Genomic DNA, 20,234 nt, shown 5'->3' with positions numbered 1-20,234 from the left:
CACCAAGACCCCCACCGGCACGCCGTCGGGCTCTCCCACGCCCACCGTCGCGAAGAAGCGGGTGCCGAAGGTCGTCGGGATGAAGTTCCTCGACGCGCAGGAGATCATCCTGTCGATGGGCTTCGAGGTGGACCTCGACGACCAGACCACCACCACCGCCGGCCTGCGCTGCGGCACGGTCAAGGCCACGTCGCCCAAGGGCGGCACGGAGGCCGAGGAGGGTGCCCAGGTCACCCTGGTCGTCGTCGACAGCCCCTGCACGCCCGGCAGCCCGAGCCCCACCCCGTCGGCCACCCAGAAACGGTGAGGCGGTCCCCGGCCCGAAACCGCCGGCCGGGGGGAGCGGCCGGCGGAGTCGTCACACCCCCGTCGTGTTGCGGGGGTAGGCGATCTGCGGGTCGGTGGCGATGTTGACCATGTAGGGGATGCCGGAGTCGAACGCCCTGCGCAGCGCGGGCCCGATCTCCGACGGCTCGGTGACGAGTTCGCCGCCGCCGCCCAGCGCGGTCACGACCTGGTCATAGCGGCACTGGGGCTGCAGCTCGGCGGCCACGTCGTAGCCGTACAACATCTGCATGGGGTGTTTCTCCAGGCCCCAGATGCCGTTGTTGCCGCAGATCATGACGACGGGCAGCCGGTGGCGTACGAGGGTGTCGACGTCCATCAGCGAGAACCCGGCGGCGCCGTCGCCGAGCAGCAGCACCACCTGCGAGGACGGCCTGGCCAGGCGGGCGGCGATGGAGTAGCCGAGACCCGTGCCGAGGCAGCCGTAGGGGCCCGGGTCGAGCCAGTTGCCGGGCTGCCGGGGTTCGACGTATTTGCCGGCGTAGGAGACGAAGTCGCCGCCGTCGCCGATCACCACGGCGTCGTCGGCAAGGATCTTGCCCAGCTCGCCGTAGATGCGCATGGGGTGGATCGGGTCGGAGTCGGAGGCCAGCAGTTCGGCGTCGCCGGCGATGGCGGCGGCGGCCGTGTCGGACAGCTTCGTCACCCAGGGGGCGTAGTTGCCGGGTTTGACGCCCGCGTCGCCACAGGCGGCGCCCAGGCTCCAGAACACCACCGACAGGTCGCCGGCGGCGGACGCGGCCGGCTGCATATGCGTGGCCAGCTGCGACGGCGCGTCGGCGATGTGGACGACGCGGGCCAGCGGAGCGCCGTCCTTGCCGCCGAACCAGCCGTAGCCCAGGCGGAAGTCGAGCGGGGTGCCCACCACGATCACCAGGTCGGCCTGCCCGAAGGCGAGCCCCCGCGCCCGGGTGACGAGCAGCTCGTGCCCGGAGGGCAGGATGCCGCGGCCCTGGCCGTTGGGGATGACCGGCAGCCGCCACGTCTCGGCGAAGTCGCGGGCGGCCTCCTCGGCGCGGTCCATCCACACGTCGGACCCGTAGACCAGCACGGGCCGCTCGGCCTCTGCCAGCAGCCGCGCGATGCCGGCCAGGTCGCCGGGGTCGGGCTCGAGCGGCGAGGGCGTCTGCGTCTGCACGTCGTGCGCCGGCGACGGCGAGAACAGGTGGTCCATGTAGAAGTCGAGGAAGACCGGGCCGCGATGGGAGGCGACCGCCGTGCGGAAGGCCATCTCCACCTCGTGGCCGACCGACTCGGCGCCGCTCGCGGTGAACGACAGCTTGGTGATCGGGTCGAGCAGCGGCGGATGGTCCATCTCCTGCAGCGCGCCGCTGCCCCAGCGCGACCGGGGCGCGCGGCCGCCCATGACGACCACGGGGGAGCCGTTGAAGTGGGCGGTCGCGACGCCGCTGACGCCGTTGGTGATGCCGGGGCCGGCGGTCAGCACGGCCAGGCCCGGCTTCCTGGTCAGCCGCGCCGTCGCTTCCGCGGCGAAGACGGCGCTCTGCTCGTGGCGTACGTCGAGGATGCGCATCTCCTCGTGCACGGCGCCGTCGTAGAGCGGAAAGACGTGCCCTCCCGACAGGGTGAACATGGTCTCGACGCCATAGGCCTTGGACACGGCGACGGCGGCGTCACCGGCGTGCTTCGCAGACTCCATGCCGGGAACTTACCAACGAGTCACAGGAGTAAACAGACCTTAAGGCCCGTCTACAGATGATCTTCAGCGGCAGCACAGGGTGACGTAGCCGTCCGGTGCCCTCGCGGTGATCTTCCTCGGCGAGGCGGGGTCCTTGTCGATGTCGACGCTGGTGTCGCGGCCGGCCACCGACAGGTCGTACGAGCCGCTGTTCACGAATACGCCCACGTCGCCGGACGTCCTGACGACGGCTCGCACGGCGCTCGGCGGGTTGACGAAGCTCAGGTTCACGTCACCCGCCCCGACCTCCACGTCGGTCCTGTCGGCGTTTAGCCCGTCGGCGTTGATGTCGCCCGTGCCCACCCTGGCCCAGAGGGAGCCCGCGAGGTCGTTGACGTGCACGGTGCCGGAGACGGACGTCAGGCGTACGTCGCCGAACACGTGGCTGGCGTTGAGACCGCCACGGGTCGTGCCGGCCTCGATGTCGGTCTCGGGCGGCACGGACAGGAGGTAGTCGGCCATGCACCGGGCGTCCTCGGGCCGGCCGGTCTCGGGGCAGGCCACGTCGAGCCGCAGGGTGCTCGTACGCGCGTCCCAGTCCTCCGAGACGGTGGGGCGGTCCCGCGTCCACCGTACGGTGCCCCGGATGAACACCTCGCCGGCCTGGCCGGGCACGATGGACACGTGCACGTCGCCCCGGGAGGAGCTGATCTTGATCTTGCGATCCGAGAACGGGATGGACCGTTGCCTGGTGTCCTCGGGCATCCTGGTCGAGGCGAACCCATGCCAGAGCGCCGTCGTGGACGCCAGCAGCGCCACGATGGTCGTCAGCGCGCCCAGGGTCAGCCAGACCGCTCTCATGGCAGGCTCCTGATCCTGAGGAAGCGCAGCACGGCGAGCACGCGCCGGTGGTCGCCCTCCGCGGGTGACAGGTCGAGCTTGGTGAAGATGTTGCCGATGTGCTTGCCCACAGCCCCTTCGCTGAGCACGAGCGCCTGGCCGATGCCCGCGTTCGAGCGGCCCTCCGCCATCAGCTGCAGCACCTCGTGCTCGCGTGGCGTGAGGCGTTCGAGCGGATCGCTGTTGCCGCGCAGCAGCAACTGGGAGACCACCTCGGGGTCGAGGGCGGTGCCGCCCGAGGCCACCCTGCGCAGCGCGTCGATGAACTCGGCCACGTCGGCCACCCGGTCCTTGAGCAGGTAGCCGACGCCACCGGTCGCGGCGGAGGCCAGCAACTGGGCGGCGTAGCGCTCCTCGACGTACTGGGAGAGCACGAGCACCGCGAGGCCGGGCTGCTGGCGGCGCAGCAGGAGCGCGGCGCGCAGCCCTTCGTCGGTGTGCGTGGGCGGCATTCTGACGTCGGTGATGACCAGCTCGGGCCGGTGTTCCACGGCGGCCCGCAGCAGCCCTTCCGCCTCGTCCACGGCCGCCACCACTTCCATGCCGGAGGCGTCCAGGAGCCTGATCAGGCCCTCGCGCAGCAGGACGGAGTCCTCGGCCAGCACTACTCGCACGGCAGATCCACCTCGATCGTCGTCGGGCCGCCCAGAGGGCTGGACAGCCGGAGCGATCCGTCGACCGCCTGGATGCGCTGGGCCAGACCGCGCAGCCCGGTGCCGCCGTCCAGCGTGGCGCCGCCGCAGCCGTCGTCGTACACCGACATGTGCAGGCGGTCGCGCTCGCGCCGCACGATCACCTCGGCCTTGGTGGCCGAGGCGTGCTTGGCGATGTTGGTCAGTGCTTCGGACACGATGAAGAACGCCACCGCCTCGATGGTCGGACTCGTACGCCGCTCGATGTCGACCCGGAGCTTGACCGGCACGGGCGAGCGGGCGGCCACGCCGGACAACGCCGCGTCCAGCCCCTGGTCGTTGAGCACGGCGGGGTGCAGGCCCCTGACGAAGTCGCGCAGTTCCTTGAGCGCCTGCTTGGCCTCCTCGTGGGCCTGCTCGATCGCCACGCGCGCCGGCTCGGGCAGGTCGGTCATGGTGGCCCTGGCCAGGCCGAGGTTCATGGCGAGGGAGACAAGCCGCTGCTGCGCCCCGTCGTGCAGGTCACGCTCGATCCTACGGCGCTCGGCGTCCGCCGCGTCGATCACACCGGCCCGGCTCTCGGTCAGCGTCTCGATCCGCTGGCCCAGCTCCGAGCGGCTGGGCCCGAGCAGCGTACGGGCCACGAGCAGGTCGAGCGCCGCCATGCCGCGCGCCAGGAAGGGAGCGAGGAGCAGCAGCACGAGCCCCACGCCCATGAAGACCCCCAGCACCCGGTCGTCGCGCAGGTTGTACCTGAACTCCATCGGCGGGGGCTCCAGCTCCGGCGCCACGAACGACAGCAACCCCACGAACGACCCGCCCCACGCCGTGGCCACGAGGAACGCCGCGGCGGCGCCCACGAACGGCGACAGCAGGTGGTAGGCGATCTGCCGCCACGCCGCCGGGCTCCGCCATCCCGCCGGCGGTGGTGTGCGCGGGATGCGCACTCCCAGGAACGCCGCGAACCGGGAGCACTGCACCCGGGTGAACCACGGCAGGGCCCGCCACAGCAGGCGAGGGACCACGGCCAGCAGAACCGTCAGCCCGCCGAGCAGCACGGCGACCGGCAGGCCGGTCACGACGTGAGCCGTGTCGAGCCAGGCCCGTGCCGACCACGGACGGGGGACTGTCATGCCCCAACGGTATTGACCGGCGGGGGAGCCGCGAAATGGGCCTGGTGTGCTGGTCGATGGTGGGGCTAGCCCCACCATCGCAGCGGGCCGGCTCAGAGGACCTGCCGCCGGAACGCCGCGGGGTCGAACGTGCCGCCCAGCGTGGCGCCCAGCCCCTTGCGCGCCACGTCGGCGAACGCCTGCCGGTCCAGCTTGCCCGCCCCGTCGGGCAGCGCCCCGGCCAGCGGCCGCGCGGCCAGCATCTCGAGGTCGGCCACACCGCTGCGCGCGGCCGTTCCCGGACGTCGCGGCCACCGGCCGATCACCAGCCCGGCCAGGTCGAGCCCGCGGTGGGCCAGCCCCTCCAGGGTGAGCGCGGCCTGGTTGACGGCGGCGCCCCCTGGCCCTGCCACGACGAGCACCTGCGCGTGCAGGGCGCGCGCGAGGTCGGCGACGGTGGCGCCGTCCTCGTCGAAGCGTTCCAGCAGTCCTCCCGTGCCCTCCACGACGACCAGGCGGTTGCTCTCGCCCAGCTCCCGCACCAGCGTGGCGGCGTCGGCGAGCGACACGGGCGGCATGCCCGCGGCCCTGGCCGCGGCGGCGGGGGAGAGCGGGTCGGCGAAGCGGCGCAGCTCGAAGGTGGTGGTCACCCCGGACAGCCGGATCACGTGGTCGACGTCGCCCGGCTCACCGGGGGCGACGCCGGTCTGGGCCGGCTTGACCACCGCGGTCGCCGCCCCCCGCTCCAACGACAGCACGGCCACGGCGGCCACCGCCACGGTCTTGCCCACTCCGGCGCCGGTGCCGGTGACGACGAGAACGCTCATGGACGTCAGCCTAGAAGCCAGCGAAGAACACGGCCCGCGGCGCGCTCGTCACGGCGCGTGCCCCGTGAGCCTTCACGACCGGCGCTTGACGGAGGCGAGCCGGAGTCGGCGGGTCCGGGCGAGGCGGCCTGCCGTAACGCATGATGGTCTTCACGGCCGGCGCAGGCGCGTGACGAACTTGTACCGGTCACCGCGATAGAGCGACTGGGCCCACTCGACGGGGTTGCCGTCGGCGTCGAAGGCGTGGCGGGTGAGCAGCAACATCGGCAGGCCGACGTCGACGCCCAGGGCCTTGGCGTCGTAGGGGGTGGCCAGCACGGTTTCGATGATCTCCTCGGCGTCGGTGAGCCGCACGTTGTAGGCGTTGTGCAGGGTCTCGTACAACGACGCGTGCACCTCCAGCTCGCGCCGCAGCCGGGGGAAGCGGCGGGCGGACAGATGGGTCGTGTCGATGGAGACCGGCTCGCCGTTGGCCAGCCTGAGGCGGTGGATGCGCAGCACCCGCCCGCCCGGGTTGATGGCCAGGCGCCTGGCCAGCGCCTCGTCGGCGGTGATGTAGCCGATCTCCAGAATCTTGGTGTCGGGCTCCAGGCCGGCCGTGCGCAGGTCGCCGATGTAGGAGGTGAGCTGGAGCACCTGGGCGACCTTCGGCTGGGCGACGAATGTGCCCTTGCCCTGGATGCGCAGCAGCCGCCCCTCGACGACCAGCTCGGTCAGCGCCTGCCGGACCGTGGTGCGGGAGGTCTCGAAGCGCACGGCGAGCGTGCGCTCGGGCGGCAGCGCGGTGCCGGGCGCGAGGCTCTTGGTGAGCTCGAGCAGGCTCCGTTTCACGTCGTAGTACTTCGGAACGCGGGGGCTGTCGTCAGTCACGCTCTCACCTTCACTTCTGCCACGGCGGTGAGGGCGTGTCTGGTCACCGCGAGATCATCGGAACTCACTTCGGCCCGAGCGGTCAACCGCGGGCCGGAGCCGCCGACCGGCGCCGAGCGCGTACGACAGCTGGCACGCACGGATCCGGGCTGCTCAGGTTGATGGTGAAGGATATCCACAGCGATGTGCGCGATCGCAACCGAGACCGGTCCGCGAGCCGTGTCGCGGGGAAACAACCCGCTCGTACGGATCACCTCCGGCTGGTCGCGCCCAGCCCTTTTCCTGGAGCTGAGCGGTGTCGGCTGTGTGATGGTTCTCACAATGTGAGATTTCACGAATAGGTCATTAGAGGGCACGATGCCGTACCTGTCGTCACTGCGCCAGAGCGTGGGCATAGGGCCGGAGGCTGCGTCCGTATACCGGCCGCGCGGCCAAACGCCCACCTCAGCGGGCCCGCCGCCGGGCGGCCGGTTTGGCTGTTGCGGGGGAAAGCACGCATGATGCACTCGTGCCGACACTGAGCGACCTCGTAGCCCGCCACACAGCGCTGGACGAGGCGGATCTCGACTGGCTGCACTCGCTGGTCTCCGACTGGCAGTTGCTGGCCGACCTGTCCTTCGCCGACCTCATCCTGTGGGCGCCGGTGCTCGGGGAGAACGGCTGGATCGCGATCGCCCAGATGCGTCCGACGACCGGCCCGACCGTCTACCACGACGACATCGTCGGCAGCGTGGCGGCCAAGGGCGAGCGCCATCTCATCGACACCGCCTGGAACGAACGCCGCATCTGCCGCGAGGGCGATCCCGACTGGTCCACCGGCGTGCCCGTCCGGGAGGAGACGATTCCCGTACGCCGTGCCGTGGAGGGCGGCGAGGTCCGCTTCCTCGCGGTGATCCAGCGCTCCACCAACCTCTCCTCGGCCCGCACGCCCTCCCGGCTGGAGCTGACCTACCTGCAGAGCGCCTCCGACCTGGCGCAGATGGTGGCGGAGGGCCGGTTCCCGTTCTCCGGCGACGAGCCGATCCTGGTCCGTTCGCCGCGCGTGGGCGACGGCCTGCTCAGGCTCGACCGGGCCGGGCGGGTCACCTACGCCTCGCCCAACGCTCTGTCCGCCTACCGGCGGCTCGGGCTGCACGCCGACCTGGTCGGGGCGGAGCTGGGGCGGGTCACCGCGCAGCTGTGCTATTCGGACGAGCCCATCAACGAAGACCTCATGATCGTGGCCAGCGGGCGGGCGGCGAAGGAGACGGAGGTCGAGTCCGGCGGCACGATCGTGCAGCTCCGAGCCATCCCGCTGATCGTCGGCGGCGGTCGCATCGGCGCGCTGGTGCTGATCAGGGACGTCACGGAGCTGCGCAGGCGCGAGCGCGAGCTGATGACCAAGGACGCCACGATCCGCGAGATCCACCACCGGGTCAAGAACAACCTGCAGACCGTCGCCGCCCTGCTCCGGCTGCAGGCCAGGCGGCTGCAGGTGCCGGAGGGCAGGGAGGCACTGGAGGAGGCGGTACGCCGGGTCGGGTCGATCGCGATCGTGCACGAGACGCTCTCTCATGCGCCGGAGGAGTTCGTCGACTTCGACGAGATCGCCGACCGGGTGATCGCGATGGCGGGCGAGGTGTCCTCGGCGGAGGTGGCCGTGACCCCGCGGCGGGTGGGAGGCTTCGGCGTGCTGCCGTCGCTCATCGCCACACCACTGGCCATGGCGCTGACCGAGTTGTTGCAGAACGCGTTGCAGCATGGGAGGCCCAAGCGGCTGGAGGTCGTGGTCGAGCCGGGGCACGACCGGCTGAACCTCACCGTCTGGGACGACGGGGGCGGGCTGCCCAGCGGGTTCGACCTCGACAGCTCCACCAGCCTGGGGCTGCAGATCGTGCGCACGCTGGTGGTGGGGGAGCTGTCGGGGCGGCTGTCGATCCAGCCGCGGCTAGAAGGCGGCACGGAGGTGGTGATGTCGATCCCGCTCCCGCCGGCGTGACCCGGACGAATCCGTGTTCGAGCCGCCGGCGGGCACATCACGTGGACGCGCCGGAGCAGGGGGTGCGGTCGGTCAGGCGGAGAGCCGGGCGCGGGCGCGGGCGGAGCGGCGCTTGAGTGCGCGGCGCTCGTCCTCGCTCAGTCCGCCCCAGACGCCGGCGTCCTGTCCGGACTCCAGTGCCCACTTCAGGCAGGCCTCGACGGCCGAGCAGGACCGGCAGACCTGCTTGGCCTCCTCGATCTGGAGGAGGGCGGGGCCGGTGTTGCCGATCGGGAAGAACAGCTCGGGGTCCACGTCACGGCAGGCAGCTCGGTGGCGCCAGTCCATGCGTCCACTCCTTAGTAGATGGAGCCTCTAGGTCGGCTCCGTGCGGCTACTACTTTGTGAAGAGTTTCACTAACTCGCGCGAACGATCACCCGGGATCCTGTGGAGGACCGGGGTCGCTCGCTCGACGCCGGGAGGACCTCGGGGTTGTAAAAGGTCCTACGTTCCGACGTCAGTGTTGAGCCTTTCAGTCACTTTGAGTGCACGCAAGAGGGTTGACGCGAAGTTTTGGCTGTTATGGATGTCGGATGCGTCACACAATGACCGATCGTAACCACCTAGACCAGAACTTGTAACGCGTTCGGCGTGGACCGAAACGTCATGGTCTCGCGTTCGCCCAGGTAGTCGCCGTCCAGCTCGAAGGCCACCGGGCGGCTCGCGGTGAGCGTGAACTCGGGCTCGTCGTGGAGCTGCACGAGGTGCCGGCCCGACGGAAGAATGTCACTCTCCGTAAGGATGTGCCGGATCACCGGCGCGAGCGCGAGCGGGCCCATGCGCCGCAGCCCGAGCAGATCGAGCCCGGTCTCGAACGAGGCCCACGGGGTGGGCGTCACGGGCCGTGCGCCGACGTACGTCCACGGCGAGGTGTTGGAGATGATCGCCATGAACACCCCCTCGGCGGTGGGGATGCCCGGACCGGTCAGCGTCATCGCCGGACGCCGCTTGTCCGTGGCCAGATAGTGCCTCAGAGCCGTGTTCACATACCGTGTGGGGGTAGCCTTCCTCCCGGCGCCTCTCAGGCCCTCCACGGCCCTCACAACCTCGGCGTCGTATCCCATCCCCGAGCAGAAGGTGAAGTAGCGGTTCTGCCCCTCCCAGAGGGCCTGCCCCAGCCCCACGGTCCTGCGCCGGCCCTCCCTGAGCGCCTCCAGCACCGCGCCGGTCGACTCGACCGGATCGTTCGGCAGGCCCAGGGCGCGGGCGAAGACGTTGGCGCTGCCGCCGGGGATGACGATCAGACCGGGGCGGCCGGCGCTGGGGTCGTCACGCGCGGGCTCGCCGTCCACCGGGTTCAGCAGGCCGTTGACGGTCTCGTTGATGGTGCCGTCGCCGCCGAGCACCGCCACCAGGTCATATCCCTTGGCCCGCGCCGTGGACGCCAGCGAGGCCGCGTGACCGCGGTAGCGGGTCTCCTCGACGGCGAGGTCGACGGCCGCGCCGAGCGCGCGGATCAGCACGTCACGCGTACGGGCGTTGGTGGTGGTGGCCTTGGGGTTGACCAGCAGCATGGCGCGCATATCGCCAGCGTAGCCGGTCTGGCTCGTCCGCTTTATGGGCCTTACGTCCTGTTTCTCGGAGCGAACGTCCCGGGCGGTAGGGTACGGGCGTGAACGGTCGCCCGCTTACCCTGCTCATCGCCGCCGCCGTCGTCGCCCTGGAAGGGCTCGTCGCGCTCGGGCTCGGCGTGCTCGTCGCGGTGCAGACGCTGACCGGGACGCCGGGCAACGTGACGACGGCCCTGGCGGAGTCGGGGTTCGCGCTGCTGGTGGCGGCCGGGCTGCTCTGGGTGGCCTGGGGCGGCCTGCTCAGGATGGAACGGTGGGGGAGGTCACCTGCCGTGCTGACGCAGATCTTCATGCTGATCATCGCGATCACGCTCATCCGGTCGGACCAGCCGCAGCTCGGCATCCCGCTGGTCGTGGTCGCCGTGGCAGGGTTCGTCACCCTGCTGGCGCCCCCCACCACCCACGCGCTCTATGGAGACGGTTAGACGGTTAGTCGTCGGCGGTCAGGCCCTCGCGCAGCTGGGCCAGCGTGCGGGCCAGCAGGCGTGAGACGTGCATCTGTGAGATGCCCAGCTCGGTGGCGATCTGCGACTGCGTCATGTTGCCGAAGAAACGCAGCAGCAGAATACGTTTCTCGCGCGGGGGCAGCCGCTCCAGCAACGGCTTGAGCGACTCGCGATATTCGACGCCCTCGAGAGACTCGTCCACGATGCCGAGGGAGTCGGACACCGCGGGAGCGTCGTCGTCGCCGGAGTCGGGGGCGTCGAGCGAGACCGTCGAGTAGGCGTTGGCCGACTCGAGGCCCTCGAGCACCTCCTCCTCGGTCATCTTCAGGTAGGAGGCCAGCTCGGAGACCGTCGGAGCCCGGCCCTCGCGCTGCGACAGATCGCTGATGGCCTTGGTGAGCGAGAGCTTCAGCTCCTGCAGGCGGCGCGGCACGCGGACCGCCCAGCCCTTGTCGCGGAAGTGCCGCTTGATCTCGCCGACGATCGTGGGCGTCGCGTAGGTGGAGAACTCGACCCCCCGGTTGAGGTCGAACCGGTCGATCGACTTGATCAGACCGATGGTGGCGACCTGGGTGAGGTCGTCGAGCCACTCGCCCCTGTTGCGGAAGCGGCGCGCCAGGTATTCCACCAGCGGAAGGTGGAGCTCGACCAGCTCGTCCCTGATCCGCTGGCGACGTGGCTCCTCGGGACCCAGCTCGGCCAGCTCGGCGAAGAGCCTGCGGGCACGGACCCTGTCGGGCACGGCGTGTTCGCTGGTGGCCATGGCTCCAGTCCTTTCCGTCACGCCGGCCCCGCCGTTCTCTGGGCCGCGCCTCGGCGCTTGCGCAGGACGATCGCCATGCGATCGGGGAAGCCCTGGGAAGGTGCCACGGCATCCACGTCGTCGGCCAGGGCGGTCAGCACCATCCAGGCGAAGTCGTCACGCTTGGGAGCGGAGCTGCCGACGGTGGCGACCTCGACCCTGATCTGCATCTCCTGGCCGGTCAGCTCGAACTCGGCGGTCAGGTCGGTGCCGGGCACCGCCTCGCTCAGCAGCATGGCGCACGCCTCGTCGACCGCGATCCGCAGATCCTCGATCTCGTCCAGCGTGAAGTCGAGCCGCGCCGCCAGCCCGGCGGTGGCCGTGCGCAGCACGGACAGGTAGGCACTGGCGGCGGGGAGCCTGATGCTCACCACGTCACGGATGCCTGCCACGCCCTCCGCGCGGGTCTCGGTTTCCTCGGTCACGTTCCTCCTCGCGTACGTGGGAACCGCCACGTGGCGGGCTGCTGACCGCGACCCACCGTATCCGACGCCAACTGCAACTTACCGCCCCTGAGCGGTGCTTGGACGCTTCAGACTCGCCATCAATGGAAAAGGCTCTGCGCGGTCGCCGACCGCGCAGAGCCTTAGGTGCCGTTTTATGCGGCCTTGGTCTCCCAGAAGATCTTGGAGATCTCGTCGATCTTGCCCAGAAGGTCCTCGGCCTTGCCGACGTCGACCGTGCCCTTGGCGCCGGCGGCGCCCGCGAGCTTTGTCGCGTCCCAGAACAGCTGGTGGAGCTGAGGGTACTGCTCGAGGTGCGGCGGCTTGAAGTAGTCGGTCCAGAGCACCCAGAGGTGGTGCTTGACCAGCTCGGCGCGCTCCTCCTTGATGGTCACCGCGCGGGCGCGGAAGACAGGGTCCTCGTTCGCCGCGTACTTCTCCATGATCGCCTTGACCGACTCGGCCTCGATGCGGGCCTGGGCGGGGTCGTAGACCCCGCAGGGCAGGTCGCAGTGTGCGGATGCGACATGCTTGGGTCGTAGCAGTCGTGCGAGCATCGGAAAGTCCTTCCTTGATGCTGAATCAGCTTGGTCCACAACCGACCTTACTCGGGTCCCGGTGCCCGTGGAGCAGGGGGTCGCAGCCCATGAGAGTGCGTGTCGAAGGTGACTCGATGCGTCCCGCGCTGGTGCCGGGAGACTGGCTCCTCGTGCGCCGCGGCGCCGCCGTGCGCCCTGGTGACCTCGTGGTGGCCAGGCTCCCCGACGATCCGGAATGCCTCATCGTGAAGAGGGCGCAGTGGCACGGCGCCGACGGCTGGTGGCTGGAGAGCGACAACCAGCGGGCGGGCGGCCGGCGCGACAGCTGGGACTTCGGCCCCGTCCACGACATCGTCGGCCGCGTGGTGCTGCGCTACTGGCCGCTGGTGCGCCGGGCGGGCACCGCGTCCCGGCCTCGCCGGCGGCGGCAGACGTCCTGAGTCAGGAGGCGGTCCTGCGGCGGGCGCGGAAGGCGGCCACGTTGGCGCGGCTGGCGCAGCGGGCCGAGCAGTAGCGGCGCGAACGGTTGGACGAGGTGTCGAGGAACGCCTTGCCGCAGCGCGGGTCGAGGCACCGGCCGAGCCGGTCGACGCCCAGTTCGGCCACGACCGCGGCCAGGCCCATCACGGCGCAGGCGGCGTAGTCGTCGGCCAGATGGAGGTGCCAGGGCCCGCCGTCGTGGTCGGAGAGCTGAGGGCGTACGGGATAGCGCACGAGCAGGGCGTTGAGCAGCTCGACCACCCGCCGGTCGTCGCCGGCCGCGTCGAACACCGCGGCCAGCTCGTCGCGCAGGCGGGCGAGGTCGGGCGGCGGGGCGGGATCGTCGGCCAGCCGGACCGCCCACGAGGCGTAAGAGGTCAGGTCCATCCCGGTCCATTACATCACGACGGCCGGGACGGCGGGCCGGTCCGTGGAGCCGGCCCGCCGCCGGCGCTATCCCTCGGGGTGCAGCACCCGGTGCAGGAACGCCTGGGTGCGCTCCTGCTGCGGGTCGCCGATGACCTGTGACGGAGGACCGTCCTCGACGACCACGCCGCCGTCCATGAACACCACCCGGTCGGCCACCTCGCGGGCGAAGCCCATCTCGTGGGTGACCACGAGCATGGTCATCCCCTCCTCGGCCAGCTTGCGCATCACGGTCAGGACGTCGCCGACCAGCTCGGGGTCGAGCGCCGAGGTCGGCTCGTCGAACAACATCAGGTCGGGGTCCATGGCCAGTGCCCGCGCGATGGCCACCCGCTGCTGCTGCCCGCCCGACAACTGGCCGGGCAGCGAATCGCACTTGTCGCCCACGCCGACCTTGTCGAGGTTCTCCCGGGCGGTGACCTCGGCCTCGCGCCTGCCGCGCTTCAGCACCCGCTGCTGGGCGATCATCACGTTCTGCAGCGCGGTCATGTGGGGGAAGAGGTTGAACTGCTGGAAGACCATGCCGATGCGGCGGCGTACGGCGTCGATGTCGACGTCGGGGTCGGTGACCTCGATGCCCTCCACGAACACCTTGCCCTTGGTGGGCTGCTCCAGCAGGTTGACGCAGCGCAGCAGGGTGGACTTGCCCGATCCCGACGGGCCGATCACGCAGACCACCTGCCCGGGCTCGACCGTCATGTCGATGCCCTTGAGCACTTCGTTCTTGCCGAAGTATTTGTGCAGGTTCTTGAGCTCGATGGCGTGCGTCATCGGTTCCTCCCCTTACGTCCCTCCAGCCGGGACGCGAGGTATCCCAGCGGGATCGTGACGATCAGGTACGTCACGCCCGCCACCATGATGGGCGTGGCGTTGGCGTACTGGGAGGCCAGGTCGTTGCCGAACTTGGCGAGCTCGACGTATTCGCCGGAGACGCCCAGGAACAGCACCAGCGACGAATCCTTCAGCAAGGAGACGAACTGGTTGGTGGTCGGCGGGATCACCATGCGGACGGCCTGCGGGATCACCACCGTGATCTGCGCCCTGGTCGCCGACATGCCCAGCGACCTGGCGGCCTCTGTCTGCCCCTTGGGCACGGCCTGCAGCCCGGCGCGGAAGACCTCCGCCTGGTAGGCGGCGCCGACCAGGCCGAGGCCGAGAATGCCCTGGCCGTAGGTGCCGAACGGCACCTCGAACCCGGGCAGCGCCAGCGGCAGGAAGGTGATCATCAGGAAGATCAGCAGCGCGGGAAGGCCGCGGAAGACCTCGATGTAGAGCAGCGAGATCCAGCGGTAGGGCTTGACCTGGGAGAGCCGCATGAGCGCGAGCACCAGGCCCAGCACGAACGCGAAGAGGAACCCTCCGGCCGCGTAGATGATCGTGTTGCGCAGCGCGATGGTGAAAAGGTCGGGCAGCGCCTGCTCGGCCACCTGAACCTTGGCGAAGTTCTCGGCGAGGCTGCCCCAGTCGGCGTACAGCGCCACGGCGACGAGCGCCACGACCAGGATGGCGTATTGGATGCCGCGGCTGATCTGCTGTTTTTTCCGAGGGCTGAACCTGGCGCGGACAGGCTCAGCCGTCGTCGGCTGGTCGGCCATGGATCAGCTCAGCTCGCCAGGCTTCTTGCCGAACCACTTCACGAAGATCTTCTCGTACGTGCCGTCGTCCTTGGCCTTGGCGAGCTCGTCGTTGATCGTCTTGAGGAGCACCGGGTCGGCGTCCTTCTTCAGGCCGATGCCGTACTGCTCGCCGGTGTCGAGGCTGGCGATCATCTCGAACTTGGCGGCGACCTCCGGCTTCTTCAGCCAGGTGAGCACGACGGGCAGGTCCTGGACGATCACGTCGGCCTGGCCGGCCTGCAGGGCGAGCAGTTCCTTGGACGAGTCGGCGTACTCGGTCGGGTTGTGGCCGTTCTTCTTGACGTAGTCGAGGCCGGTGGTGCTGGCCTGCGCGCCCAGCTTGAGCCCTTTGGCCTTCACGTCCTCCAGCGACTTGGCGCCCGTGCCCTTCTTGGCCAGCAGCGCCTGTGTGGCGTCGAAGTACGGGTCGGAGAAGGCGATGTTCTGCTGGCGCTCCGGGGTGATGGTCATGCCGGCGGCCGCCACGTCGCACTTCTTGGCGGCCATGGCGGCGCCGCTCTTGATCACCGCGAAGTCGATGTCCACGATGTTCTGCTCCACGCCGAGCTTCTTCGCGGCGAGGTCGACGATGTCCACGTCGAACCCGACGATCTTGCCGGTGTCGTCCTTGAACTGGAAGGGTTCGTACGGGATGTTGGTGCAGACGGTGAGTTTGCCCGGCTGCACGAGCTGGGCGCCACCGGCTGCGGAGGCGCTGGCGCTCGTGGTGCCGGAGCTCGAGCCGGATTCGCTGCCGCACGCGGAGAGCGCGAGAGCGGCGGTCAGGGCGAGCGCGCCGGCGGCACAGCCACGGCGGCCCTTGGGGCTGAGGGCCATGAACGGCCTCCTCGAAGTGAAAAGCCACGAAACTTGCGTTTTGTGCAGTTTAAATGGGGTTTTGTCCAGGTACGTCATCTGTGATTTAACGATGCGTCAACGGAAAGGCGTCGGCGCCGACACCATCTCACCATGTGGCAAGATGGGCACACGGGTGACCCCCGTAACCCCCTCCGAGATGACCGACGAGGGGATCCTGGCAGCTACCGAGGCCAGCCCGCTCGCGCTCGTCGCCGAAGGTCTCTTCCGCTACCGATATGCACAGGGGTCGTTGTGGCTGCCACGCCCGCTTCTTCTTCTCCCGACACACTCGACGTCGATCCTGCCTTCGCTCTGCACCGCGGGGGCAAGCTCGAAGTCCGTTCCACCGTTCCCGTCCGCGACGCCGGCGACCTGTCGCTGGCCTACACGCCCGGCGTCGCCCGGGTCTGCACCGCGATCGCCGACAACCCCGCCCTGGCCGGCGAGTACACCTGGGTCCCCAACGTGGTCGCCGTCGTCTCCGACGGCACCGCAGTGCTCGGCCTGGGTGACATCGGCCCCTCCGCCGCCATGCCGGTCATGGAGGGCAAGGCCCTGCTGTTCAAGGAGTTCGCCGGCGTCGACGCCGTGCCGATCTGCCTCGACTGCACCGACGTCGACGCGCTCGTCGAGACCGTCGTGCGGCTCGCGCCCTCGTTCGGCGGTATCAACCTCGAGGACATCAGCGCCCCGCGCTGCTTCGAGGTCGAGGACCGGCTGCGCGACCTGCTCGACATCCCGGTCTTCCACGACGACCAGCACGGCACCGCCATCGTGGTGCTCGCCGCGCTCAAGAACGCCGCCCGCCTGACCGGCCGCCCGCTCGGCGGCCTGCGTGCCGTGGTGGCCGGCGCGGGCGCCTCCGGCGTCGCCGTCACCAAGATCCTCCTGGAGGCCGGCGTCGGCGACATCGCCGTCGCCGACTCCAAGGGCATGATCTACGAGGGTCGCGAGGGCCTCAACCCCGTCAAGGAGGCGCTCGCCAGCCAGACCAACAAGGCCGGGCACACCGGGTCGACGGAGGACGCCCTCGCGGGCGCCGACGTGTTCATCGGGCTGTCGGGGTCGACGGTGTCCGAGCAGGCCATCGCGTCCATGGCACCCGACGCCTTCGTCTTCGCCCTGTCCAACCCGACGCCCGAGGTCGAGCCCGACGTGGCCGCCAAGCACGTCGCCGTCGTCGCCACCGGGCGCTCCGACCACCCCAACCAGATCAACAACGTGCTGGCCTTCCCCGGTGTCTTCCGCGGCGCTCTCGACGTGCGGGCCACCACCATCACGGAGAACATGAAGGTGGCCGCGGCCACGGCGTTGGCGGACGTCGTGGGCGACGACCTGTCGGCGACGTACGTCATCCCGAGCCCGTTCGACGACCGGGTCGCGCCCGCCGTGACCGCCGCCGTGGCCGCCCAGGCCCGCGGGGACGGCGTCGCCCGAGCCTGACCTGCGGCATCTCTCCCGAGCGGGGGCCTGCCAGGCCCTCGCTTTCCTATTGCCGCGGTTATCCCGTGAAACGGCGGGTAGGTGCGGGCCCTCTGCAGGAGAGGGGGCGCAGACGGGTCGCGTGCGGGATGGAGTCTGGTTGAGGTCAGCGTACTGCCACATTTTCTTTACGCTAAGTGCTATAACTGTAGCTCTCTGTAAAGTTTGTGGGCGCCGGCTCCTGCGACGAGGAGAGCGATGGAACGCGAGCCTAACCGTCTGCTGCAGCAGCTCATCGCGGAGGCGGGGTTCTCCCATAAGGGACTGGCCAGACGCCTCAACGATCTGGGAGCCGCACGCGGGACACCAGGCCTCAAGTACGACCACAGTTCCGTGCTGCGCTGGATCGGCGGGCAGAAACCGCGTGATCCCGTGCCGAGTCTGCTCACCGAGATCTTCGCGCTACGGCTGGGCAGACGGGTCACCTCGGAAGACCTGGGCATGCCGGCCGTCGCCCCCCTCGATCTCGGACAGGAGTTCACGCACACCTGGCAGGAGGGGGTCGCGACCGTGACGGCGCTATGGCATGCCGATGTAGAGCGACGAAGGTTTCTGATCGACTCGACATTCGCGATCGGAGCCGGCTCCGTAGGAGCCATACGCTGGTTGACGTTCCCCACCGAGGGACGCCCGAGCGGGATGGGCGCGCGGCGGGTGGGCCGCGCGGACATCGCCGCCATCCGCGAGGTCACCCGATCGTTCGGTGAGCTCGACAACCGCTTCGGCAGCGGCCGGGTCCGCTCGTCCGTGGTGAAATATCTCGACAACGCCGTCTCGCCGCTGCTCAAGGACGGCTCCTACGACGACGCCACCGGCAAGCAACTGGCGTCCGCGGCCGCCGAGCTGACCCGGCTGGCCGGATGGATGGCCTACGACATGGAGCAGCACGGCCTCGCCCAGCGCTATCTCATCCAGGCCCTGCGGCTGGCCAGGGGCGCGGACGACCAGACCCTGGGGGGCGAGATCCTGGCCGGCATGGCCCACCAGGCCATCTACATGGGCCAGCCGGCGCACGCCCTCGACCTGGCCAGGGCCTCCCAGATGGCGGCCCGCGGCGCCGGCGTCAAGACCCTGCTGGCCTCCTCGCAGGTCCTGGAGGCCCACGCCCACGCCGCCATGGGCGACACCCGCTCCTGCTCCGCCTCGCTCAACGAGGCTGAGCGCGCCTTCGACGCCCGCATGCCCGCCGACGAGCCCTCGTGGCTGAGCTACTTCGACGAGGCCTACCTGTCGGCCAAGTTCGCTCACTGCTTTCGCGACCTGGGGGCGGGCGAGCAGGTCGTCCGCCACGCGCACCGCTCGCTCGACATGGACGGCCGCTACGTGCGCGGGCGGATGTTCAACCTGTCGCTGCTGGCCGCGGGCCTGCTGCAGTCGGGTGAGCTGGAGGAGGCCTGCAAGGTCGCGACCCGCGCGCTGGAGCTCTCGGGTGAGCTTCAGTCGTCCCGGTCCCGCTCCTACGCCGACGACCTGCGGCGGCGCCTGAAGCCCTACCGCAACGAGCGGCCCGTGCGGGCGCTGCGCGAACGGCAGTTGTCCGTCGCCGTCTGAACGGTGCTCCCGACACGGAACGGCCCGGACCGCCCCTGCGGGGGATCCGGGCCGTCACGCTGTTCCTCCTACTTGAGAAGCTCGCCGTGCGGGCCGACGATCCTCTTGGTGGCCGCGTAGTTGGCCTTGTTGTACACGTCGGCCGTCTCGCTGTCGAAGACGGCCGAGCTGATGGTGTCGATCCGGCCGTTCTTGTCGGTGTCGTGGAACATGCTCGTCACGCCGTTGACGTAGCCCACGCGCTTGGCGTTGCTGTACTTCATGAGCCACGGGCCACCGTCGGCGCCGGGGGTCATCGAGCACTTGAGCGTCTGGTGCGTGTCGACCCTGAACATGTTGACCTGAGACTTCTTGGTGCCGGTCTTGCCGTAGCAGTGCTTCGGCGTCACACCGGTGAAGGGCTTGTTGCCGTCGGGGTGCGGGGCCGACGGGTAGCCGAAGGCCATGACCTTCTGGTTCAGCGGCTGGTTCCAGGAGAAGCCCTGACCACCGACGGTGTCGCCGAGCCGGCCCATGTCCTTGGCGATGCCGATGATGAACTGTGCCTCGTAGTACTTACGGGACGTGCCAGGCTTGACCCACTTCTGCACGTAGTAGTGGGTGATCTTGTAGTTGCCGAGGGCGTCGGGGCCCCTGCCCTTGTCGCCGGGACCGTTGTAGGCGGCCCACTTGCGCTTGGTGACGTGCTCGACGACGGGCTCACCGAACTTGAAACCCTGGCCCTTGCCGACCCTGGCGGCCTTGTACTTGGCCGCGCTGACCTCGACCTTCTCGAGGACGGCGTCGGGGTGGTCGGGGCCGACCAGGTCGGCGGGCGTGGTCTTGCCCTCGGAGTAGCACTCGCCGAGGTTCAGCACGCACTTGAGGTATTCCTCGCGGCTGATCTCGCGCGGCTTCACCCACTTGTCGCCGGCCCAGGCCTTGAACTGCTTGAAGGAGACGGCCCTCTCCGGGCCCAGGGAGAAGCCGTTGTGCACGGCGACGAAGGCGTAGTCGCCGTCGTAGTCGTCGTAGGTGTCCAGGTCGTACGCGGTGTAGGCGTACGCGCCGACGTAGACGCCCCAGGGGGCCTTGCCCTGGTAGTAGCCGGGGACGAAGATCCACTTGTCGTAGACGTCGTCCTTGCCGTTCTCGAACACGCAGTGTCCGGCGGTGGCGACCAGGTTGCGGTTCCTGGACTGGATGGACGTGGCCGTGCACCAGCGGTAGCGACCGGCCTTGTCGAGGAAGAAGACCTTGCCGACGGTCTTGGGCAGGTTGACGTTCGAGACCTTGGCGGAGCTCTTGGTCGTGCCGGTCGGGGCGGTGCTCCCCGGCTTGCCGTTGTCCGTGCTGCCGTTGCCGCCGGACGTCACCATCTTCGGCACGGCCTTGGTGTCCAGGGTGTACTGGGTGGCCTTCTTCAGCGCGGCTCCGTTGGAGTCGAGCCAGAAGAAGGCGGCGCCGTAGGCGTCGGCGGGCTTGGGCTGGAGGTTGTCGGACGCCCAGTTCGGTTTGGCGGTGGCGGGTGCTGCAAGGGTAACGGCGCTCAGGCCGGCGGCGGCTAGGGGGATGAGCAGGCGCTTCACGGGAGGCTCCACAGTTGTCAAAACGGGCGTAAGAACCCTATCGACCCTTGAGTCACTCTTGTAAGGGGATTCACGGATTTCACGCTATTAACGGCCAAAGGGCCCGGCT

At 69.7% G+C, this 20,234-nt stretch carries 22 protein-coding genes; 6 read left to right on the top strand and 16 right to left on the bottom strand.

The window, feature by feature from the left end:
* Positions 1 to 307: PASTA domain-containing protein (locus E1267_RS08135; RefSeq protein WP_132331379.1), on the top strand; the 307-nt coding region annotated here is incomplete at its 5' end.
* Between the two features lie 51 nt (positions 308 to 358).
* Here E1267_RS08135 and E1267_RS08130 read toward each other — a convergent pair.
* The 6 genes from E1267_RS08130 to E1267_RS08105 all read right to left on the bottom strand — a co-directional run bounded on the left by E1267_RS08130 (position 359) and on the right by E1267_RS08105 (position 6,325).
* A complete protein-coding gene (locus E1267_RS08130) occupies positions 359 to 2,005 on the bottom strand; it encodes an acetolactate synthase (protein ID WP_132331377.1) in 1,647 nt (548 codons plus the stop codon).
* A gap of 63 nt (positions 2,006 to 2,068) precedes the next feature.
* Positions 2,069 to 2,845, bottom strand: a complete 777-nt coding sequence (locus tag E1267_RS08125) for a DUF4097 family beta strand repeat-containing protein (protein ID WP_132331375.1) — start codon at positions 2,843 to 2,845, stop codon at positions 2,069 to 2,071.
* Entirely contained in the window at positions 2,842 to 3,498 is a 657-nt protein-coding gene (locus E1267_RS08120) for a response regulator transcription factor (RefSeq protein ID WP_132331373.1), read from the bottom strand. The genes E1267_RS08125 and E1267_RS08120 overlap by 4 nt, the downstream gene beginning before the upstream one ends.
* Positions 3,489 to 4,649, bottom strand: coding sequence for a sensor histidine kinase (locus E1267_RS08115; protein WP_132331371.1), 1,161 nt, complete (start codon positions 4,647 to 4,649; stop codon positions 3,489 to 3,491). The genes E1267_RS08120 and E1267_RS08115 overlap by 10 nt, the downstream gene beginning before the upstream one ends.
* A 92-nt stretch (positions 4,650 to 4,741) precedes the next feature.
* Positions 4,742 to 5,455 carry an ATP-dependent dethiobiotin synthetase BioD gene (gene bioD, locus E1267_RS08110; protein ID WP_132331369.1) on the bottom strand — a complete coding sequence of 238 codons (714 nt, stop codon included), beginning with the start codon at positions 5,453 to 5,455 and terminating at the stop codon, positions 4,742 to 4,744.
* A 150-nt stretch (positions 5,456 to 5,605) separates the two neighbouring features.
* Positions 5,606 to 6,325 carry a GntR family transcriptional regulator gene (locus E1267_RS08105; RefSeq protein ID WP_132331367.1) on the bottom strand — a complete coding sequence of 240 codons (720 nt, stop codon included), beginning with the start codon at positions 6,323 to 6,325 and terminating at the stop codon, positions 5,606 to 5,608.
* A gap of 508 nt (positions 6,326 to 6,833) precedes the next feature.
* On the opposite strand from E1267_RS08105, the gene E1267_RS08100 reads away from it, so the two are divergent.
* A complete protein-coding gene (locus tag E1267_RS08100) occupies positions 6,834 to 8,303 on the top strand; it encodes a PAS domain-containing sensor histidine kinase (protein WP_132331365.1) in 1,470 nt (489 codons plus the stop codon).
* 72 nt (positions 8,304 to 8,375) lie between these two features.
* On the opposite strand, the gene E1267_RS08095 is transcribed toward E1267_RS08100, so the two are convergent.
* Both E1267_RS08095 and E1267_RS08090 read right to left on the bottom strand, forming a co-directional pair.
* Positions 8,376 to 8,630 carry a WhiB family transcriptional regulator gene (locus E1267_RS08095; RefSeq protein WP_132331363.1) on the bottom strand — a complete coding sequence of 85 codons (255 nt, stop codon included), beginning with the start codon at positions 8,628 to 8,630 and terminating at the stop codon, positions 8,376 to 8,378.
* Between the two features lie 276 nt (positions 8,631 to 8,906).
* Positions 8,907 to 9,866: a diacylglycerol/lipid kinase family protein gene (locus E1267_RS08090; RefSeq protein WP_132331361.1), complete on the bottom strand. Its 960-nt coding sequence runs from the start codon at positions 9,864 to 9,866 to the stop codon at positions 8,907 to 8,909.
* 89 nt (positions 9,867 to 9,955) lie between these two features.
* On the opposite strand from E1267_RS08090, the gene E1267_RS08085 reads away from it, so the two are divergent.
* Positions 9,956 to 10,339 (top strand): hypothetical protein, encoded by a 384-nt coding sequence (locus E1267_RS08085; RefSeq protein WP_132331359.1) that lies wholly within the window; start codon positions 9,956 to 9,958, stop codon positions 10,337 to 10,339.
* 4 nt (positions 10,340 to 10,343) lie between these two features.
* Here E1267_RS08085 and E1267_RS08080 read toward each other — a convergent pair whose 3' ends face one another.
* The 3 genes from E1267_RS08080 to sodN all read right to left on the bottom strand — a co-directional run bounded on the left by E1267_RS08080 (position 10,344) and on the right by sodN (position 12,162).
* Positions 10,344 to 11,123, bottom strand: coding sequence for an RNA polymerase sigma factor SigF (locus E1267_RS08080; RefSeq protein ID WP_171055307.1), 780 nt, complete (start codon positions 11,121 to 11,123; stop codon positions 10,344 to 10,346).
* 17 nt (positions 11,124 to 11,140) lie between these two features.
* The gene (locus E1267_RS08075) at positions 11,141 to 11,587 is read right to left on the bottom strand and encodes an ATP-binding protein (RefSeq protein ID WP_132331358.1); all 447 of its coding nucleotides are present in this window, start codon (positions 11,585 to 11,587) and stop codon (positions 11,141 to 11,143) included.
* Between the two features lie 173 nt (positions 11,588 to 11,760).
* Positions 11,761 to 12,162, bottom strand: coding sequence for a superoxide dismutase, Ni (sodN, locus tag E1267_RS08070; protein ID WP_132331356.1), 402 nt, complete (start codon positions 12,160 to 12,162; stop codon positions 11,761 to 11,763).
* 17 nt (positions 12,163 to 12,179) lie between these two features.
* Here sodN and E1267_RS08065 point away from each other — a divergent pair, with 17 nt between their 5' ends.
* Positions 12,180 to 12,584, top strand: coding sequence for a S24 family peptidase (locus E1267_RS08065; RefSeq protein WP_220449378.1), 405 nt, complete (start codon positions 12,180 to 12,182; stop codon positions 12,582 to 12,584).
* 1 nt (position 12,585) lies between these two features.
* On the opposite strand, the gene E1267_RS08060 is transcribed toward E1267_RS08065, so the two are convergent.
* From E1267_RS08060 to E1267_RS08045, 4 genes are all read right to left on the bottom strand, one after another.
* Complete coding sequence (locus E1267_RS08060) at positions 12,586 to 13,011, bottom strand: CGNR zinc finger domain-containing protein (protein ID WP_132331352.1); 426 nt, start codon at positions 13,009 to 13,011, stop codon at positions 12,586 to 12,588.
* Between the two features lie 66 nt (positions 13,012 to 13,077).
* The gene (locus tag E1267_RS08055; protein ID WP_132331351.1) at positions 13,078 to 13,821 is read right to left on the bottom strand and encodes an amino acid ABC transporter ATP-binding protein; all 744 of its coding nucleotides are present in this window, start codon (positions 13,819 to 13,821) and stop codon (positions 13,078 to 13,080) included.
* On the bottom strand, positions 13,818 to 14,645 hold the full coding sequence (locus tag E1267_RS08050) for an amino acid ABC transporter permease (RefSeq protein ID WP_132331349.1): 828 nt from the start codon (positions 14,643 to 14,645) through the stop codon (positions 13,818 to 13,820). The genes E1267_RS08055 and E1267_RS08050 overlap by 4 nt, the downstream gene beginning before the upstream one ends.
* Before the next feature lie 3 nt (positions 14,646 to 14,648).
* Entirely contained in the window at positions 14,649 to 15,503 is an 855-nt protein-coding gene (locus E1267_RS08045; RefSeq protein ID WP_132331347.1) for an ABC transporter substrate-binding protein, read from the bottom strand.
* Between the two features lie 273 nt (positions 15,504 to 15,776).
* Between E1267_RS08045 and E1267_RS08040 the strand changes: the two genes are divergently transcribed.
* Complete coding sequence (locus tag E1267_RS08040) at positions 15,777 to 16,967, top strand: NAD(P)-dependent malic enzyme (protein WP_246063602.1); 1,191 nt, start codon at positions 15,777 to 15,779, stop codon at positions 16,965 to 16,967.
* Positions 16,968 to 17,204: 237 nt separating this feature from the next.
* Entirely contained in the window at positions 17,205 to 18,557 is a 1,353-nt protein-coding gene (locus E1267_RS08035; RefSeq protein ID WP_132331343.1) for an NsdA family TPR-like regulatory protein, read from the top strand.
* A 68-nt stretch (positions 18,558 to 18,625) separates the two neighbouring features.
* On the opposite strand, the gene E1267_RS08030 is transcribed toward E1267_RS08035, so the two are convergent.
* Positions 18,626 to 20,125 carry a trypsin-like serine peptidase gene (locus E1267_RS08030; RefSeq protein WP_132331341.1) on the bottom strand — a complete coding sequence of 500 codons (1,500 nt, stop codon included), beginning with the start codon at positions 20,123 to 20,125 and terminating at the stop codon, positions 18,626 to 18,628.
* Positions 20,126 to 20,234: the final 109 nt, after the last annotated feature.

Origin of the sequence: Nonomuraea longispora (assembly GCF_004348345.1) — a bacterium.
Taxonomy (GTDB): Bacteria; Actinomycetota; Actinomycetes; order Streptosporangiales; family Streptosporangiaceae; genus Nonomuraea; species Nonomuraea longispora.
The sequence above is the reverse complement of the archived record's forward strand: the minus strand, read 5'-3'. Positions and strand labels throughout refer to the sequence as shown.

Bases quoted from the DNA above. Each gene is read 5' to 3' on its own strand.
- bioD (WP_132331369.1), bottom strand. From the start codon at position 5,455: ATGAGCGTTCTCGTCGTCACCGGCACCGGCGCCGGAGTGGGCAAGACC.
- E1267_RS08080 (WP_171055307.1), bottom strand. From the start codon at position 11,123: ATGGCCACCAGCGAACACGCCGTGCCCGACAGGGTCCGTGCCCGCAGG.
- E1267_RS08115 (WP_132331371.1), bottom strand. From the start codon at position 4,649: ATGACAGTCCCCCGTCCGTGGTCGGCACGGGCCTGGCTCGACACGGCT.
- E1267_RS08090 (WP_132331361.1), bottom strand. From the start codon at position 9,866: ATGCGCGCCATGCTGCTGGTCAACCCCAAGGCCACCACCACCAACGCC.
- E1267_RS08055 (WP_132331351.1), bottom strand. From the start codon at position 13,821: ATGACGCACGCCATCGAGCTCAAGAACCTGCACAAATACTTCGGCAAG.
- sodN (WP_132331356.1), bottom strand. From the start codon at position 12,162: ATGCTCGCACGACTGCTACGACCCAAGCATGTCGCATCCGCACACTGC.
- E1267_RS08045 (WP_132331347.1), bottom strand. From the start codon at position 15,503: ATGGCCCTCAGCCCCAAGGGCCGCCGTGGCTGTGCCGCCGGCGCGCTC.
- E1267_RS08035 (WP_132331343.1), top strand. From the start codon at position 17,205: ATGGAACGCGAGCCTAACCGTCTGCTGCAGCAGCTCATCGCGGAGGCG.
- E1267_RS08125 (WP_132331375.1), bottom strand. From the start codon at position 2,845: ATGAGAGCGGTCTGGCTGACCCTGGGCGCGCTGACGACCATCGTGGCG.
- E1267_RS08050 (WP_132331349.1), bottom strand. From the start codon at position 14,645: ATGGCCGACCAGCCGACGACGGCTGAGCCTGTCCGCGCCAGGTTCAGC.
- E1267_RS08095 (WP_132331363.1), bottom strand. From the start codon at position 8,630: ATGGACTGGCGCCACCGAGCTGCCTGCCGTGACGTGGACCCCGAGCTG.
- E1267_RS08065 (WP_220449378.1), top strand. From the start codon at position 12,180: ATGCTGAATCAGCTTGGTCCACAACCGACCTTACTCGGGTCCCGGTGC.
- E1267_RS08060 (WP_132331352.1), bottom strand. From the start codon at position 13,011: ATGGACCTGACCTCTTACGCCTCGTGGGCGGTCCGGCTGGCCGACGAT.
- E1267_RS08130 (WP_132331377.1), bottom strand. From the start codon at position 2,005: ATGGAGTCTGCGAAGCACGCCGGTGACGCCGCCGTCGCCGTGTCCAAG.